Annotated in this window: 12 protein-coding genes and 1 pseudogene; 4 read left to right on the top strand and 9 right to left on the bottom strand. The window is 73.8% G+C overall.

Features of this window, described 5'->3' with window-relative positions; translation table 11 throughout:
- Window positions 1-101: 101 nt before the first annotated feature.
- The 5 genes and pseudogenes from ACFWP2_RS33980 to ACFWP2_RS33960 all read right to left on the bottom strand — a co-directional run.
- Window positions 102-308 carry a hypothetical protein gene (locus ACFWP2_RS33980; RefSeq protein ID WP_380458730.1) on the bottom strand — a complete coding sequence of 69 codons (207 nt, stop codon included), beginning with the start codon at window positions 306-308 and terminating at the stop codon, window positions 102-104.
- A gap of 513 nt (window positions 309-821) precedes the next feature.
- On the bottom strand, window positions 822-2,822 hold the full coding sequence (locus tag ACFWP2_RS33975; protein ID WP_380458728.1) for an ATP-binding cassette domain-containing protein: 2,001 nt from the start codon (window positions 2,820-2,822) through the stop codon (window positions 822-824).
- 131 nt (window positions 2,823-2,953) lie between these two features.
- On the bottom strand, window positions 2,954-3,172 hold the full coding sequence (locus tag ACFWP2_RS33970; protein ID WP_380458726.1) for a hypothetical protein: 219 nt from the start codon (window positions 3,170-3,172) through the stop codon (window positions 2,954-2,956).
- A 271-nt stretch (window positions 3,173-3,443) separates the two neighbouring features.
- Window positions 3,444-3,980, bottom strand: coding sequence for an NUDIX domain-containing protein (locus tag ACFWP2_RS33965; RefSeq protein ID WP_380458724.1), 537 nt, complete (start codon window positions 3,978-3,980; stop codon window positions 3,444-3,446).
- Window positions 3,981-4,095: 115 nt separating this feature from the next.
- Window positions 4,096-4,278: pseudogene (locus tag ACFWP2_RS33960) on the bottom strand (NUDIX hydrolase); the annotation flags it as partial.
- Window positions 4,279-4,887: 609 nt separating this feature from the next.
- Here ACFWP2_RS33960 and ACFWP2_RS33955 point away from each other — a divergent pair.
- Entirely contained in the window at window positions 4,888-6,228 is a 1,341-nt protein-coding gene (locus ACFWP2_RS33955; RefSeq protein ID WP_380458722.1) for a DUF4241 domain-containing protein, read from the top strand.
- A 93-nt stretch (window positions 6,229-6,321) separates the two neighbouring features.
- On the opposite strand, the gene ACFWP2_RS33950 is transcribed toward ACFWP2_RS33955, so the two are convergent.
- On the bottom strand, window positions 6,322-7,458 hold the full coding sequence (locus ACFWP2_RS33950) for a hypothetical protein (protein ID WP_380458720.1): 1,137 nt from the start codon (window positions 7,456-7,458) through the stop codon (window positions 6,322-6,324).
- A gap of 471 nt (window positions 7,459-7,929) precedes the next feature.
- Between ACFWP2_RS33950 and ACFWP2_RS33945 the strand changes: the two genes are divergently transcribed.
- The gene (locus tag ACFWP2_RS33945; protein ID WP_380458718.1) at window positions 7,930-9,321 is read left to right on the top strand and encodes a carotenoid oxygenase family protein; all 1,392 of its coding nucleotides are present in this window, start codon (window positions 7,930-7,932) and stop codon (window positions 9,319-9,321) included.
- Between the two features lie 34 nt (window positions 9,322-9,355).
- Here ACFWP2_RS33945 and ACFWP2_RS33940 read toward each other — a convergent pair whose 3' ends face one another.
- Together ACFWP2_RS33940 and ACFWP2_RS33935 are read right to left on the bottom strand one after the other, a co-directional pair.
- A complete protein-coding gene (locus tag ACFWP2_RS33940; protein WP_380458716.1) occupies window positions 9,356-10,084 on the bottom strand; it encodes a hypothetical protein in 729 nt (242 codons plus the stop codon).
- Window positions 10,085-10,316: 232 nt separating this feature from the next.
- A complete protein-coding gene (locus tag ACFWP2_RS33935; RefSeq protein WP_380458714.1) occupies window positions 10,317-10,730 on the bottom strand; it encodes a MarR family winged helix-turn-helix transcriptional regulator in 414 nt (137 codons plus the stop codon).
- 54 nt (window positions 10,731-10,784) lie between these two features.
- Here ACFWP2_RS33935 and ACFWP2_RS33930 point away from each other — a divergent pair, with 54 nt between their 5' ends.
- The gene (locus ACFWP2_RS33930; RefSeq protein ID WP_380458712.1) at window positions 10,785-11,597 is read left to right on the top strand and encodes an SAM-dependent methyltransferase; all 813 of its coding nucleotides are present in this window, start codon (window positions 10,785-10,787) and stop codon (window positions 11,595-11,597) included.
- A gap of 67 nt (window positions 11,598-11,664) precedes the next feature.
- On the opposite strand, the gene ACFWP2_RS33925 is transcribed toward ACFWP2_RS33930, so the two are convergent.
- Window positions 11,665-12,330, bottom strand: coding sequence for a helix-turn-helix transcriptional regulator (locus ACFWP2_RS33925; RefSeq protein WP_380458710.1), 666 nt, complete (start codon window positions 12,328-12,330; stop codon window positions 11,665-11,667).
- A gap of 182 nt (window positions 12,331-12,512) precedes the next feature.
- Between ACFWP2_RS33925 and ACFWP2_RS33920 the strand changes: the two genes are divergently transcribed.
- Window positions 12,513-15,695: a cytochrome P450 gene (locus ACFWP2_RS33920; RefSeq protein WP_380458708.1), complete on the top strand. Its 3,183-nt coding sequence runs from the start codon at window positions 12,513-12,515 to the stop codon at window positions 15,693-15,695.
- The last annotated feature ends 125 nt before the right edge of the window (window positions 15,696-15,820 follow it).

The following is a 15,820-nucleotide window of genomic DNA, read 5'->3' as shown; positions in this document are numbered from 1 at the left end:
CGGCGCCGCTCCCTATCCACTGTGCGCAGAAGAAAGGGAGCGGCGGCCGACCGCCCGGTGGCGGCTCGTAGCCGGTCGACCTTCCCGGCTGCGAGCCGATCTCATGTGCCGAGGAACCTCGTGACGATGTCGCCGGCGAACACGAGGGCGGCCTTCGCCAGGCCGAGGAAGAAGCCGTACCGCTCCCGTTGCTTCTCCAGCTCGACGCCGGCTCTGGCTGCTCCCGCGAGGTCGCGAAGCGCCTCGGTGACGGGATCAGCTCTCTGATCGTCAGTACCTCGCCCCTGACCACCTCTGTCGGCGTCCATGGACGAACCCCTCTCCCTGAAGGCGCCTGCTCCGGGCCTGTCCCGGGCGCCACGTGGTCGCCCGGATCCGGGGAAAGGGATCTGGCGGCAGCGTAGTTGACGGGGCTTGATCCACTCGCTGTCCGGTCGGACAAAAATCGGGCGACGGCCGCAGCCGCGCCGTCAGGAGGTACCTGGACCTGCAGTGGACGGCATTGTCGCGGCTCCGCAGGTCGCTGGGCTCGGTGAAGCGGCATCCCGGTCCGTCGCTCATCTGTTCGCCGGTGTGACGCTTGACGGACGCGGCCGCGAGGGTTGTCGGGTCCGCCATATCCACCAGCCGGGCCGCACGGCGGTGAGGGAAGGCCGGCGGGTTCAACGGCGATGCTGCCGCGCGGGGCCGCCCAGTCAGGGGCCGCTGTCCTCGCCTCCGGTTCGAGGGGCGGGCTGGGCAAAACCGAGACGGCCGGCAGTGGTGGGCGTGGCGGCGGTGGCGCGGTCCAGGCCGGAGCAGTGTGATCGGGCCCGCGTCGTTCAGGCCGAGGTGGTGGGTGCAGTCGTGGCGGAGCTCTGGTGGGGGACGTGCGCGGTGCTGTACTGGGCGGCTTGGAGGAGGTAGGACTCGCGGTACCGGGTGCGCAGGCCCATCAGTTCGTCGTGGGTGCCCTGCTCGACGAGGCGGCCCTGATGGAGGACGTAGATGAGATCGGCCCCGGCGGTGGCGGCGAGGCGGTGGGTGATCAGGACGACGGTCAGGCCCTGGGCGGCGAGTTCCCGGATGCGGCCGAAGGCCGCGACCTCGGACCTGGCGTCGAGGGCGGAGGTCGGTTCATCCGCGATCACGAGGTGGGGACGGCGTCCCGCCGGGCCGGTGGTGGTGGCGCGATGGTGGGCGCGGGCCATGCCGATGCGCTGCCACTGACCGCCGGAGAACTGCACGCCGCCGCGGAAGCCGCGGGCGGCGAGCGTGTCCCAGCCGTGGTCCTGGCCTTCGAGGAGGGGCTGGAGGTCGGCGTAGTCGGCGGCGCGCTTGAGCTGGGCGTCGTCGTCGCCGTTCTCCGGGCGGCCGATCAGGACGTTGGCCCGCAGAGTGAACGGCCACTGCTGGAAGTCCTGTTCGAGCATGACCACGGAGGAGAACAGCTGGTCGCGGTCGGCGGTGGCGGTGTCGACGCCGTCCCACAGGATGCGGCCGGCATCGGGGAGGTACAGGCCGCACAGGAGCTTGACGAGGGTGGACTTGCCCGAGCCGTTCTCGCCGACCAGGGCGACGACCTTGCCGCGCGGGATCTCCAGGGTGACGTCGTGGAGCGCGGGGCCGGTACGGCCGGGGTAGGTGAAGGACACGTCCTCCACCCGCAGGACCTCCGGCCGTTCGGGCAGATCGGCACCGCCCGTCGGGATGGCCCGGCGCTCGGCCTCGCGTTGCAGCGACTCCAGGTCGCGGACGAACAGTGCCTCTTCGTAGAGCCCGTTGACAGTGGTGACCAGGGAGGTGATGTTGCCCGTGCCGGTGCGCACGCCGACCACGGCGGTGCCCGCGACGGCCAGGTCCATCCGGCCGTAGTGGACCAGCAGGCCGAGGACGGCGAAGGTCGCCGCGGCGGCCAGCCCCGACAGCGCGGACGCCAGCAGCGAGGTGACGGCCCCTGCCCGGGCGAGGCGGTTCTGTTCCAGCTCCGAGGCGCGCGCCAGCTCGCGGTAGTGGCCGAGGATGAACGGGCCCACCGCGTGGACGCGGACCTCCGTGGCGGCGTGCGGCTGGGAGATCGCCTGGGCGAGCACCGAGGACGCGCGGTGGTGCTGGATCCATGCCATGACCGAGCGGTAGCGGCGCCGGGCGCTGCGCACCGCACCCCAGCCCTTCGGCGCGGCGATGAGGACGAGCATCGGCAGCAGCAAGGGGTCCAGGCTGAGCAGTACCCCGCCGGCCGCGACCATGCTGAGCAGCGCGGCGAGGACCTGCACGCCCTGGCCGATCAGCCGGCGCATCGCCGAGCTGCCGAAGCGCGCCGACTCCAGCTGCCGGCTGAACTCGGGATCCTCCAGGGCGGCGAGTTCGACCCGGGCGGTGCGCCGGAGGTAGGCGTCGGTGGCGGCGCGCTCGGTCTTGGGCTCCAGCCGCCTGGTCGCCCAGGTGGAGAGCACGCCCATGACGGCGGAGAAGGCGGCGGCGCCGCCGACGGCGAGGGCCGCCGGCAGGGCCGAGCGCAGCAGGTCCTCCGACCGGCCCGACGCGAAGAGGGAGGCGAGGGCTTGGTTGGTGGCGAGCAGCCCGAGGGCGGTGGCGGCCGCTCGGCCGAGTTCGGCGACGGCGACGACGACCAGCGCGGTGCGGTCCGCTTCCCGGGCGAGCCGGACGGCGGTGCGCAGCAGACCGGGGATCTGGCGGGCGACGGTGAGGAAGCCGACCTGGAGCATGGTCTGCTCGTGGTCGTCGAAGGTGTAGTCGTAGCGTAGGGGGCCGCCGAACAGGAACTGCTCGCTGGGGGAGACCGACTGCTCGGCGGCGGCCTTCGTGCGGTTTCGCTTCATGTGCGGCCCTTCCCGGTCGCGAGGGTGGTGGCTGCGGGGGTGTACGTGCCCGAGTGGCGGGCGGGCCCGGAGGGCGGCGTATGGGGGCCCGGACACGGTGGGTCCTCCACGAAGGGTGGTCGGTAAGGGGGTCAGTGGGGCGGTCGTGGTGGTGGGGTCTCCAGACGGACGAGGTGACGGTCGGTCGTGCCGTCCGGCCTGTGCACCGTCCGGTAGGCGTACGGAACGGTGCTGCCGGGGAAGACGACGACGCCTTCCTCCAGGACGGGCTGCTCGCCGGCGATGGCGCGCAGCCTGGCGTCGGTGTCGGTCGGCAGCTGGGGGTCGGGCGGGCGTCGGTGTCGGCCCATCGCTGTCACGCGCCGATCAGCGTGCTCGAGTCGAAGCGTTCGTCGTTCCGGCCGTGGGTGGGGAAGCCTCGTCCGCCGGCGTCGGGCTGCAGCTGTCCGTGGCGTGGCGGACGGTCGCCACCAGGCCCCGGTCGCGGTCGTGGGCGATCACGGCTACGGTCTGGCGAAGGCTTTCCACGGTGTTACCTCCAGGGCGATTGGTCGGGCGGGTACGTCAGCTGGTCGGGGTGGGCGGCGCGGCGGGTCTGCGGGCCGGTGCGGGGTTACGCGGTCAGGCCGGCCAGCCGACGGTGGACAGGGGGTTGCCGAGGGTGATCTCACCGAGGGCGTGCGCCGTGTAGGGCACGGTGTCGGGAGGCAGGTGGTCGAGCGGCCACCAGCGCAGTTCCTCGCACTTGTGCGGCTCCGCGTTGCGCGGCTGCCCGGTGTAGCGGGCGGGGCGGAAGAAGAGCTGGAGGCGGCTGCGGCCGTCGTCGGCGTCGAGGTGGTGCAGGGTGTGGACGAGTTCGAGGTCGTCCGCGGCGATGGTGATGCCGAGTTCCTCCTCGGCCTCGCGCGTCATGCTGTGGGTGATCGGTTCGCCGGGTTCCATGTGGCCGGCGGGGAGGTGCCACAAACCGGCGGCGTAGCGGGTGTTGCGGCGCCGCCCGAGCAGCACCGTGCCGTCGTCGGCCAGGACGAGGTGGACGCCCACGACCAGCGTCAGCGGGTCCGTACCGGGTGTCGCGGACACCGTGTCCGCTGCGTCCGCCGTGACTGCGGGGTGAGCCGGGTGAGCCGGGTGGCGGGTGTCGTCGAGCTGGGTCACGTGGTGCTCCCGGTGGGGTTCTCGACCGCTGCGCGGAGCAGTGGCAGGTAGTGGTGCAGGTAGGGCGGGACCTTGAGGTCGAGCACCTCGTCGAAGGGGACCCCTCGGACAGTTCCCGCGACGCGGCGGCCTCCACCGCCTCGTCGCCCTCCCGGCCGCCGCCCGGGTACTCCCACAGACCGGGCAGGTCGTCGTGGGCGGCCCGGCGGATCATCAGGATCCGGCCGGAGGCGTCGCGGACCACCACACCGACGGCGATCCGGTCGACGCCCTCGTGGAGGGCCAGATCGGTGAGCACATGGAAGTCGATCACTGTTGGGGCTCCTCGCTCGTAGGGCGGAACACGTTCCGCCGGTCGGTGCCGGTCTCGCCACAGGTCCTCCGGGCCCGGACGGTGGGCGGGTGTGCGGTGCTGCCGGTCAGGGTGTTTCGATGGTCAAATCGCCTCTCTGGAGGACGAGTTCACGGATGTATGGGCGGTCGTTTCCAGGCGACCGATGATGGTGCTGTTCGAATTCGGCGTTCAAGTGGATTACCTCCGGGCGTGCCGAGGTCGAATGGGGACTTTTCGAGCACGACCAGGGGTGGATCGGGTGCCCTCCGGTCGGACGCGCACAGGTCCGGGTGGGACGGCGGACCCCAGCGAACAGGCGGCGAGAGCCTGTTCGAGTGCGGCCGCTCGGCCGGTGGCGAGGTGGCTGCGGACGCTTCGGCCCACGGGAAGTCCGGATGGCGCGCGGTCGCCGTCCATTTCACCCGTTCGGTTGGACAACTGCTCGATCAGGTTTCGAGCACAGCGCAAGGGGTCGGGGAGGCTTGCCGCCCGCACCGGCGGCCCGGCTGTCGGACCTGTCGGACCCGGTCTCTAGGGTGATCCACACAGCGGACGGCCCGATGGAAGGCAGGGATGACAGAGGTGTACAGCGACGTGCTCGTCGAAGCGGTCTACGGCGACGGGTGGGACTCCGCGAACCGTTCGACGGTCCGTCCGATCTCCCGGGCGGAGGCCGCCCGCCGGGACGCGGCCGGCGAGCCGTACGCCGTCGTGCTCGCCGCCCCGGGGCAGGAGCTTCCCCTCGCGGTGCTGCACGTCGCCTGGGCGGAGCACTACCTGGGCCTGTGGCGGTTCGACGGCTGGGGCCGCCGCGTGTTCGAGGCCGACCTGCGCAGGCTGGAGCCGGGACGGCTGTTCCTGCGCCACCTGGCCGAGTGGTCCTACGAGCAGGAGGACCTCCCCGAGCTCTCGGACGGAGCCCTGCGGCGGACCGTCGACCTGTATCCGGACGGGAAGAACAGCGAGGGCCGCTACCCGCGCGGCCGCGGTGGCGGATCGACGCGCACGCTGGTCGACCTGCCGCGTGACCAGTGGTGGCTGCCGGTCCCGGAATTCGGCTGCTGGGAAAGCCTGTTGGCGGCACCCCAGCTCGGGTCGCGGGGAACGTTCGAGATCGTCGAGGGGACGTCGGCCGGCGCACCGCCGTCGGCCGTCGCGCCGCCGTCGGCCGGCGGCGCAGCGGAGCCCTTCGGTTGGCGGCCGCCGGCGCCGGCGGCCGCACCCCGGCTCGAGGAGTTGTTCACCCCCGGGTTCACGTTCACCCATCGCCACCGGCCGCAGTCGCTCACCATCGATCCGGTCCGGACGGTGACGGAGATCGCCCTGCCGACGGGTCGGCTGGCGGTCTGCGACCCCTCGTACCTGCCCGACGGCGCGGAGGGCGACCCGCTGGTGATCGACGTCCCGCCCGGCGTCTACCCGGTGCAGGAGACCGGTGCCGACTACGAGGACGAGATGTTCGGCGATCGCTTCACCGCCCGCGACACGTACGCCGTGCGCGTGCTGGTGAGCGAGAAGCCGACCGTCCGCTGGACGATGGCGGTCCCGCCGGGCGACGACCCGCGGCTGCTGCGCGACGGCCAGTACTTCGGCTTCGGCGTCGATTCCGCCACCGGTTGCTTCGTGGAGTCCGCCGCCCGAACCGACCTGGGCCGCCGCTACATGCGCGCTCTCACCTCCGGCGGTGGCGACTCCGGCGACTCCGGTGGCGACGACGTCCACGACGTCGACAACCTCGAGGGCGGCTACAGCAAGGTTGCCGATCGCGCCGGTGGGGCCGAGCTGGTCACCTTCCTGCTGGGCGGAGACGGCGTCTACCCGGTCTGGGTGGGACGTGACGACGCGGGTGACGTCACGGCGATCGTCGTGGCGGACCTCTACGAAGTCGGCTGCCTGGAACCGACGGCCCCGTGACGGCCCTCCGGCACACGTGACGGCCCCGCGCCCGCCGTGCCCCGTCCGGGCTGTGGCGGGCGCGGGGCCGGTGGGGCCGGGCGTCCGTCGCCGTCAGCGCGAACGGCCGGCGCGCGGGTTGGGGGCGGGTGCTCGGTACGGGGCGGCCGGGTGGCGCGTGGGGGTGGCGGTTCGGGTGGGCCGAGGGGGCCGGGCGGCTGTCGCCGAGCGGGCCTTGGCCGGACCGGCCAGAACGGTGGAGGCTGCGCAGTCCGTGGGCGTCGGCCGGTTCAGGGCGTCGGCGGTGGCGCGCACCAGGCGAGCGACCAGGGAGGAAGCGGGACCGGACTCCCAACTGCGGTCACGCATCAGCCGCGTCAGGTGGTCCGGCACGGATCGGCCCTCGTCCTGAATCCGCGCCATGCGGGCCGCCAACAGGGGCCACTGGCGGGAGTTCACCAGCAGAGCGGCCTCGCGTTCGCGCTTCGGCAGCGCCTCGTGGACCCACCGGACGAAGCGGGCGCTCTCCGACCGGCTCACCCCCAGCTGCGCCAGCGCCCTGAAGCGGCTTCCCAGCGAGAGGTCGTTCGGCACGTCCAGCCCGGCGGTGAGCGGGCCGTAGGAACGCAGCGAGTCCGGGCCCGGCGAAGCCGCCGACCGGCGACCGGCACGGAGTACCCGGTCCACGGCCTGCTCGACGCCGACGCCCTCCGCGTGGGCGGCCACCAGGATCCGCCGGACGTCGGCGCCGCGCTGTCGCAGCGCCTGCACGGTGGCCGCGGTCTCCGGCCAGGTCGGGGAGGACAGGATCGCCTCCCGCACGGTGCTCGCCGGCAGCGTCGAACGGAGCAGCCGCGCCCACTCCTGGGTTCCCTCGGCCGCGCTCCGCGCCGCATTCGCCTCGACCGCGCTCCGTACGGACACCGCGAGGTCGCCCACGCGGGACAGGAAGCCTTCCAGGTCGACACCGGCCCGCCGCAGCGCGACCAACTGCCGCGCCATCACCGGCCAGTCGGGATCGCTCATCAGCGCCCAGGCCACGGCGGGCGCCACCAGCGCCTTCACGTCCCCGGCCGCTTCGGGCACGGCCTGATCCGCGGCGGGCAACGCCTGCTCCCCGCCCGCCCTGCGCTGCGCCGAGCGGCGCACCGCGTCCGCCACGGCCAGCACCAGGCGCACCGCGACGGCAGAGGTCTGCCCGGCCTCATCGACCGGCTCGGCGAACGGCTCACCCGGGTACGGCATCGACATCGTGGTCTCCCGTCTCTCAGCGGACCTGCTCGGTGACGCGGCCGCGTGGGGGAGAGGCATGACGGCTGCCGGCGGTGCGGTCACCGGGGTGCGGTCACGCTCGCGCGGCTCGGTCGTGCTTGCCGCGTCCCCCCGATCGGTCGGTCCACTCTGTTGCGTGGACGAATCCGGTGCCCGCAGATTCGCCGGGACGGCGGTCGAGTTCACCGCCATGGGTGACCCGCGGCGAGCGGCGCGAGTGGCCGGGACCCGACCAAGGAGGCCGTGCTCTTCGGCCAGGCCTTCGGCGAGACCGTCCTCGACGCGTTCGCCGCCGCGCCCGCACCTCCTTCGATACCGCCGGCTCACTCACCGCCGCGCGGCTGGCACCCGCTGAGCGGCGGCCGTCACCCGGAGGGCGGCGGGTCGTTGATCCGTGCGCGCCGCTCCGCGGGTGCGGCGGTAGTCGGAAGCGGTCTGGAGGAGTCTGCGGTGTCCACCGTCACCAATCCGTTCACCGGTGCCTACACGCCGGTGGGCGAGGAAGTCACCGCGTTCGACCTGCCGGTCACGGGCACGATCCCGGCCGAGCTCAACGGCCGGTACCTGCGCAACGGGCCCAACGGGATGCGGCCGGAGGACCCTCGGCCGCGGCACCTGTTCGCCGGGTACGCGATGGTGCACGGGGTGCGGCTGCTCGACGGGCGGGCCCGGTGGTACCGCAACCGGCTGGTGCGCAGCGCCGCCGTGGCCGAGGCCCTGGGGGAGCGGCCGCGCCCCGGCGCCGCGCCGCGAATCACCGACGTCGCGCCCAACACCCACGTCATCGGGCACGCAGACCGCACCTTCGCGCTGGTCGAGGGCGGCTTCCGCCCGTACGAACTCTCCTACGAGATCGAGACGGTGGGCGCCAGCGACTTCTGCGGCACGCTGCCCGAGGGGTTCGCCGCCCACCCGAAGCTCGATCCGCTCACCGGTGAGCTGCACGCGATCACCTGGCAGCGGGACAGCGAGAACCTGCGGCACCTGGTGGTCTCCCCGCAGGGCGCCGTCGTGCGTGCCGTGGACGTGCCGGTCGCGCACCGGCCGGTGGTGCACGACATGGCGCTGACCCGGAACTTCGCCGTCGTCCTCGACCTCACGGCGCGCGTCAGCCCGCCCGACAACCGGGAGCGCAAGACGTATCCGGCGGTCTGGGACGAGTCCCGCGCCGCGCGGATCGGGCTGCTGCCGCGCAACGGCACCGAGGTCGCCTGGTACGAGATCGAGCCCTGCTTCGTCTTCCACACGCTCAACGCGCACGAGGACGGCCACCGGGTCGTCGTCGACGTGGTCCGCTACCCGCGGATGTTCGCCGGCGGCGCGTTGGACGGGCAGAGCAGTCCCACCCTGGACCGCTGGACCGTCGACACCGTCTCCGGCAAGGTGACCGAGACCCGCCTGGACGACCGGCCGCAGGAGTTCCCGGCGGTCAGCCCGGCGGTGGTCGGCGGCACCCACCGCTACGGATACTCCACCGTGGCCACCGACCTGCTGCGCCACCTGGCCGACGCCGACAGCCTCGACGCGCTGCCCCCGGAGGCCGCAGGGGACGCGCTGATCAAGCACGACCTGCGCCGGCAGTCCAGCACCGTGCGGCGGTTCGGCCCCGGCCGCTACACCGGCGAGGTCTCCTTCGTTCCGAGGCAGGGCGCCCGCAGCGAGGACGACGGCTACCTGCTGGCCTACGTCCACGACCCCGAGCGGGGCGCGAGCGACCTGGTCGTCCTCTCCGCCGAGGACTTCACCGGCGCCCCGCTCGCCACCGTCCACCTGCCGGTCCGGGTGCCGGCCGGCTTCCACGGCAGCTGGATCCCCGACCCGGCCCGGAAGGACTCCGAGTGAGCACCCTCGCCCGGGACACCGGGGCACGCCCCGGCTAGTGGTCCCAGCAGATCGCGGTGGTGGCGGCCGTGAAGGCCAGCCAGCCGACGATCGCGAGGGCGAGGGTGACGGCGAAGGACCAGTGGACCGTGACCAGGATGACACTGCCGCAGAGGGTGAAGAAGGCGAGGAACAGGCAGGCGGTGGCGGGGACGATCCAGCCGTCCCGGTGGCCCCGGAGCAGGGTGAAGACGGTGAGGGCGGTTCCCGCGCCGATCAGGAGTGCCAGCTTGAGGTGGGTGCGCCACGGGGTGTCGGTGATCGGGGAGCGGTGGCCCTGGTACGAGACCTCCACGACGTGGCCGCGCCACAGGGTGAAGTCCACGTCGACGCCGGTCCGGACGCTGCCGTAGAGGCCGTCGGTGACGAGGTAGGTGGCGGTGGGTGCGACCTCGCGGGAGATGGTCACCTCGTAGGAGACGGAGTCTTCGGTCGACGTCCTCTTCTTGCCCGTCACCCGGCCGGTCTCGTGGGTGGTGCAGTCCGTGGCGGGTGTGGCGGGCGTGGACACGGAGGCGGTGCAGGCCGGGGCGCTGCGGTAGGCGAACGCCTCGTCGTAGGCGTCGACGAACCAGGAGAAGCCGAGGGCGACGGTGGCCAGGCCGGTCAGGACGAGCAGCATCCGGGCCGCTACGCGGGCGACGGGGTGGCCCTTCCCCGGGTGGGCGCGGACGCTAGTGCGGGGTCCCGCGTCGACGGGCTCGGGGAGCTCACTCGTCGTCATCGCGCACCTCCTTGGTGAGGAGCGGGACGACGTCCCCGTGCCGCATCTGCCGCCCGCACGTCCATCGCGCTCCCTCCGCCCTTCCCGGGCGACTCCCGGGTCCAGCCGGGATGATGGCAGGGATCGGTCGTGACGGGGGATCAACCAGAGGAGTTTGTCACCGACTTGTCGAACTCCGGACGGGACCGGACGAGACGGAACGGGACCGGAGGGGACGGGGAGCCGGCGAGGGTCAGGGCAGCAGCAGACCGGCGAGCTCGTCGAGCAGCTCGGTGACCCTCCGGGCCTTCTCCGGGTCCGGGACGGCCTTGGCGATGACCGGCTCGGCGGGCCGGGCGACGTGGGTGCGGATGGCGTGCCGGGCGTGGTCGGAGACGGTCAGCAGGGTGCGCCGCCCGTCGGTCGGGTCGGGCGCGGCGTCGAGCAGGCCGTGTTCGCGCAGCCGGGCGACGGAGACCGAGACGTGGCTCTGGGCGAAGCCGGTCCGGACCCGGATCTCCTGGACGGAGGCGGCGGGGTGCCGGTACACGTCGGCGATCACGGCGATCTCTCCGGCGGTGAGGTGTTCGGAGGCCGGGTCGGTGATCAGAGCGCGGCCGAGTTCGGTCAACCGCTTGCCCAGCCTGAGGAGTTGCACGCCGTCCATGCCCGCCAGAATACATCTTCACCGATGCATCGGTAGCGATGTAGATTGCCGGGCATGACGACCCCCGAACCGCTCAGCCCGGTCTCCCGCACCGCCCTGTCCGTCGCCCGGGCGCGCGCCTACGAGAGCTCCCGCCCCGACCCGCTCTTCGTCGACCCCTACGCCATCGCGTTCGTCACCGCCGCCGGCCTCGAACCGGCCCCGGCAGGCCCGGGCAGCAGGCTCGCCAGGGCCCTGCTCGCCCACGGCATCCTGCGCACCCGCTTCTACGACGACCGGCTGCTCGCCGCCGGCACCGACCAGGTGGTGCTGCTGGCGGCGGGGCTGGACGCCCGCGCGTACCGGCTGGACTGGCCGGCCGGCACCCGGGTGTTCGAGCTCGACCTGGGCCCGGTGCTGTCGTTCAAGGAGCAGGTCCTGGACGGCCTCGGCGCCGTGCCGCAGGCCGAGCGCACCGCCCTGCCCGCCGACCTGCTGGACCCGACGTGGCCCGAGCGGCTGGTCGCCGCCGGGTTCGACCCGGAGCGGCGCTCGGTCTGGCTGGCCGAGGGGCTGCTGGTCTACCTCACGGCGGAGGAGGCGGCCGGACTCCTCACGGCGGTGACCGGGCTGGCCGCCCCGGGCAGCCGGCTGCTGCTGGAGCAGGGCCGGGACCTGAGCCGCACCCCGCACGACCCGGCGCTCGCCCACATGACCGCGCTGTGGCGCGGCGGTCTCGGCCCGGGCACGGACGGATGGCTCGGCGGGAACGGCTGGACGCCGGAGGTCACCACCCTCGTCCGGCTCGGGGAGGTCTACGGACGCCCGCTCCCGAACCCCTCCGCCACGACGGCCTTCATCGAGGCCGTACGGCTCCCGGCGCACTGACCGCCCGTCGCCCGGGCCACCTCGTCGGGGAGACGAAGCGTCCCGGTCCCCCGCCGCCCTTGTCCCCTCAGTCGGACGGCCGCGGCGGCCAGGTGTTCGGGGCCAGGACGCCGGTGGTGTAGGCCCGCGCGACCAGGGCGGTGCGGTTGGGGACGCGCCAGCGGCGGGAGAGGCGCGACAGGTGGTAGTTGACCCCGTCCGGGGTGATGCCGATCTCCCGCGCGATCTGCGCGGTGGTGTCGCCCCGGGCCGCCGCGGCCAGGATCCGGGTCTCGACGGGGCTGGCCTCGGCCTGCGGGCCCGGCGGCGGGGCCGCGCCCGTGAACTCCGCCGTCCGCAGTGACAGCAGCAGGCTCGGGGTCTGTTCCGGGGAGTCGCCGACCAGGGCGACGGTCATCTCGCCGTGCCGCTCGCGGCCGTCGGCGGGTGTCCAGGAGACCCGCGCCGGGTACTGCGAGCGACGGTGCAGCCGGACGGCCTCGGTGAGTGCCTCCAGGGTGCCGCTGTCCCGGAGGGTGAAGAACTCCAGGATCCTGCGGTTGTTCAACTGGCCCGGCAGACAGCCGAATTCGGCTGCCATGGCACGGTTGACGATCAGGATGCGCCCGCCGAACTCGCACACCGCGATCGGCAGCGGCATGTGGTCCAGCAGTCGCAGCGCCCGGTTGCGCCAGATCACCGCCGCTTCCCGCGGGTCGTCCGGCACGGGGCCGCAGCCCTCGCTCGTCCGCATCCGTGACTCTCCTTTCCCCGTGCCCGAGCTGACGGCCCGTAGCAAGTCCGTAGCGATCCCGTAGCAAGCCCGTAACCGCCCCGGGTACTACACAATCATGTAGTGATCGCCGCCGGCGCCCCCTCCAGCTGGGCGCACAGTGGTGGAAGACGAAAGTTTCCTGCCGTGGGAGGGGCACACCGATGACCGAGACCGTGGAGCGCACGACCGAGGACGAGCCGGCGGCCGGGGGCGAGAGCCGGGGCGTCCCCCTGGTGGACATCTCGGCGATGCCGCCGACCGCCGTCCCGATGCTGCGCATCATGGAACTGGCCAGAGAGCACGGCCCGGCCTTCGTCCAGCGACTGTACGGCCGGGACACCCTGGTCGTCAGCGGCCTGGAGCTGGTGACGGAGCTGGCCGACGAGACCCGGTTCACCAAGTCGATCAGCCAGGCCCTGGGGAACGTCCGGCAGTTCGCCGGCGACGGCCTGTTCACCGCCTACAACGACGAGCCCAACTGGGCCCGGGCGCACGACATCCTGATGCCCGCCTTCGCGCTCGGCTCGATGCGTGCCTACCACCCGGTGATGCTCCGGGTGGCCCGCCGACTGGTCGACTCCTGGGACCGCCGGGAGGCCGCCGGACAGCCGGTGGACGTGCCCGGCGACATGACCCGGATGACCCTGGACACCATCGGCCTGGCCGGCTTCGGCTTCGACTTCGGCTCCTTCGAGCGCGACGAGCCGCACCCCTTCGTCGAGGCGATGGTGCGCTGCCTGGACTGGGCGATGACCAGGCTCACCCGCGACCCGCAGGCGGACCACGGTGAGCGCGACGCGGCCTTCCGGGCCGACGCCGACTACCTGGCCGCCGTGGTGGACGACGTGATCGCCGCCCGGGCCGGGGAGGGAGTCCAGGGCCCGGCCGAGGACCTGCTCGGCCTGATGCTCGGAGCGGTCCGCCCCTCGGACGGCACCCGACTGGACGCCGAGAACATCCGCAACCAGGTGATCACCTTCCTGATCGCCGGCCACGAGACCACCTCGGGCGCGCTCTCCTTCGCGCTGTACTACCTCGCCAAGAACCCGGCCGTGCTGCGCCAGGTGCAGCGGGAGGTGGACGAGCTCTGGGGCGACCAGGCCGATCCGCAGCCCTCCTACGAGGACGTCGGACGGCTGCGCCACACCCGCCAGGTGCTCAACGAGGCGCTGCGGCTGTGGCCGACGGCGCCCGCGTTCAGCCGCGAGGCGCGCGAGGACACCCTGCTCGGCGGGCGCATCCCGCTGCGCGCCGGGGAGACCGTCTTCGTCAGCACGCCGCTGCTGCACCGCGACCCGGCCTGGGGCGACAACCCGGAGCTGTTCGACCCCTCCCGGTTCGACCCCGACCGCGAGGAGGCCCGATCCCCGCATGCCTTCAAGCCCTTCGGTACCGGCGAACGCGCCTGCATCGGGCGGCAGTTCGCGTTTCACGAGGCCGTCATGCTGCTCGGTATGGTGGTCCACCGCTACCGGCTGATCGACCACGCCGACTACCGGCTGACCCTCAAGCAGACGCTCACCATCAAGCCCGACGGGTTCACCCTCGGCCTCGCCCGGCGCACCCCCGTCCAGGCCCCGGCCGCCCCGGCCGCCCAGGCCGCGGCGGTCCAGGCCGGTCCGGTCGCCGAGCGTCCCGGGCGGGTCCGCCGGGGGACCGGGCTGCTGCTCCTGCACGGCTCCAACTACGGTGCCTGCCGGGAGTTCACCCGACAGCTCGCGGAGGCCGCCGCCGACCTCGGCTGCGAGACCGAGACCGCCCCGCTGGACGCGTACGCGGACGGGCTGCCCACCGACCGGCCGGTGGTGATCACCGCCGCCTCGTACAACGGGCAGCCGACCGACGACGCGGCCCGGTTCGTCCGCCGGCTCCAGGACACCCCGGACGGCGGCGGCGCCGAAGGGGTCGAGTACGCGGTGCTCGGCATCGGCGACCGCACCTACGCCGCGACCTACCAGCGCATCCCGGCGCTGATCGACGACCGGCTCGCCGAGCTCGGCGGCACCCGGCTGCTGGCCCGCGCCGAGGCCGACGCCTCCGGCGACCTCGCGGGCACCGTACGGCAGTTCACCGCGGCGCTGGCCGAGGCCCTGCTGGCGCGCCACGGGGACGCCGACGCCCCCGCCGCGGCGCGGCCCGAGGCTGCGTACTCGGTGACCGAGGTGACCGGCGGCCCGCTGGCCGCGCTGGCGGCCCGGCACGACACGGCGGAGCTGACCGTCACCGCCGTCGGCAGCCTGACCGACCCCGGCTACCACCGGGTCAAGCGGCTGGTCCGGCTGGCCCTGCCGGAGGGCACCGGCTACCGGACCGCCGACCACCTCGCCGTACTCCCGGCCAACGACCCGGTGCTGGTCGAGCGCGCCGCCAAGCTGTTCGGCGCCGACCCGGACACGGTGCTGAACATCGTGGCGCACCGGCGCACCGGACTGGCCGTCGACCGCCCGCTGACCGTCCGCGAACTGCTCACCCGTCACGTCGAGCTGCAGGACCGCCCGAGCGCCGAGCAGCGCGCCGTGCTGGCCGCGCTCAACCCCTGCCCGCCCGAGCAGGCCGCCCTGCGGGCCCTGCCCGAGGACGACCCGCGCACCCTGCTGGACCTGATCGAGGACCACCCGGCGGTGCAGGAGCGGCTGACCTGGCCGGTGCTGCTGGAGCTGCTGCCGCCGATCCGGCCGCGGCACTACTCGATCTCCTCCTCGCCCACCGGCGACTCCGGCCAGGTGGAGCTGATGGTCTCGGTGCTCAGCGCCCCGGCCCGCTCGGGCCACGGCACCTTCCGCGGCACCGGCTCCGGCTACCTCGACCGGGTCGCGGTCGGCGACACCGTGCTGGCCAGGGTCCAGCCCTGCCGGGAGGCGTTCCGGATCGGCCACCGCACCCCGGTGGTCATGATCGCGGCCGGCACCGGCCTGGCGCCCTTCCGCGGCGCCGTCGCCGACCGCCGGGCGCTGCTCGCCCAGGGGGCCGGCCTCGCCCCGGCGCTGCTGTACTTCGGCTGCGACGACGAGGCGGCGGACTACCTGCACCGCGGCGAGCTGGAGGCCGCCGAGCAGACCGGCGCGGTCTCGCTGCGGCCCGCCTTCAGCGAGCGGCCCCAGCAGGGGCGGCGCTTCGTGCAGGACCGGATCGCCGCCGAGGCGGGCGAGGTCTGGGAACTGCTGGAGGCCGGCGCCGAGGTGTACGTGTGCGGCGACGGGGCCCGGATGGCGCCCGGCGTCCGGGCGGCCTTCCGGGCGCTGTACCGGGAGCGCACCCCGGGCGCCGACGAGCAGCGGGCGCTGGCCTGGCTCCAGGGGCTGATCGAGTCCGGGCGGTACGTCGAGGACGTGTACGCGGGCTGACCCTTCCGCGCCGGACACGGCCGTGGGGGGGGCCCCGGGGGGGGGGGGGGCGCCCCGCCCCCACCGGGGGGGGGGAGGGCGCGGGGGGGGGGGGCCGGGGGGGGGGGGGGGTAGACGCGGAGGGC

The sequence above is a fragment of the Kitasatospora sp. NPDC058444 genome, from assembly GCF_042721415.1.
GTDB lineage: Bacteria > Actinomycetota > Actinomycetes > Streptomycetales > Streptomycetaceae > Kitasatospora.
This window is presented reverse-complemented; position numbering and strand designations above follow the sequence as displayed.

Excerpts from the sequence above, each read along its gene's own strand:
- ACFWP2_RS33950 (WP_380458720.1), bottom strand. The coding sequence starts at position 7,458 with ATGTCGATGCCGTACCCGGGTGAGCCGTTCGCCGAGCCGGTCGATGAG.
- ACFWP2_RS33935 (WP_380458714.1), bottom strand. The coding sequence starts at position 10,730 with ATGGACGGCGTGCAACTCCTCAGGCTGGGCAAGCGGTTGACCGAACTC.
- ACFWP2_RS33940 (WP_380458716.1), bottom strand. The coding sequence starts at position 10,084 with ATGACGACGAGTGAGCTCCCCGAGCCCGTCGACGCGGGACCCCGCACT.
- ACFWP2_RS33920 (WP_380458708.1), top strand. The coding sequence starts at position 12,513 with ATGACCGAGACCGTGGAGCGCACGACCGAGGACGAGCCGGCGGCCGGG.
- ACFWP2_RS33955 (WP_380458722.1), top strand. The coding sequence starts at position 4,888 with ATGACAGAGGTGTACAGCGACGTGCTCGTCGAAGCGGTCTACGGCGAC.
- ACFWP2_RS33925 (WP_380458710.1), bottom strand. The coding sequence starts at position 12,330 with ATGCGGACGAGCGAGGGCTGCGGCCCCGTGCCGGACGACCCGCGGGAA.
- ACFWP2_RS33980 (WP_380458730.1), bottom strand. The coding sequence starts at position 308 with ATGGACGCCGACAGAGGTGGTCAGGGGCGAGGTACTGACGATCAGAGA.
- ACFWP2_RS33975 (WP_380458728.1), bottom strand. The coding sequence starts at position 2,822 with ATGAAGCGAAACCGCACGAAGGCCGCCGCCGAGCAGTCGGTCTCCCCC.
- ACFWP2_RS33970 (WP_380458726.1), bottom strand. The coding sequence starts at position 3,172 with ATGGGCCGACACCGACGCCCGCCCGACCCCCAGCTGCCGACCGACACC.
- ACFWP2_RS33930 (WP_380458712.1), top strand. The coding sequence starts at position 10,785 with ATGACGACCCCCGAACCGCTCAGCCCGGTCTCCCGCACCGCCCTGTCC.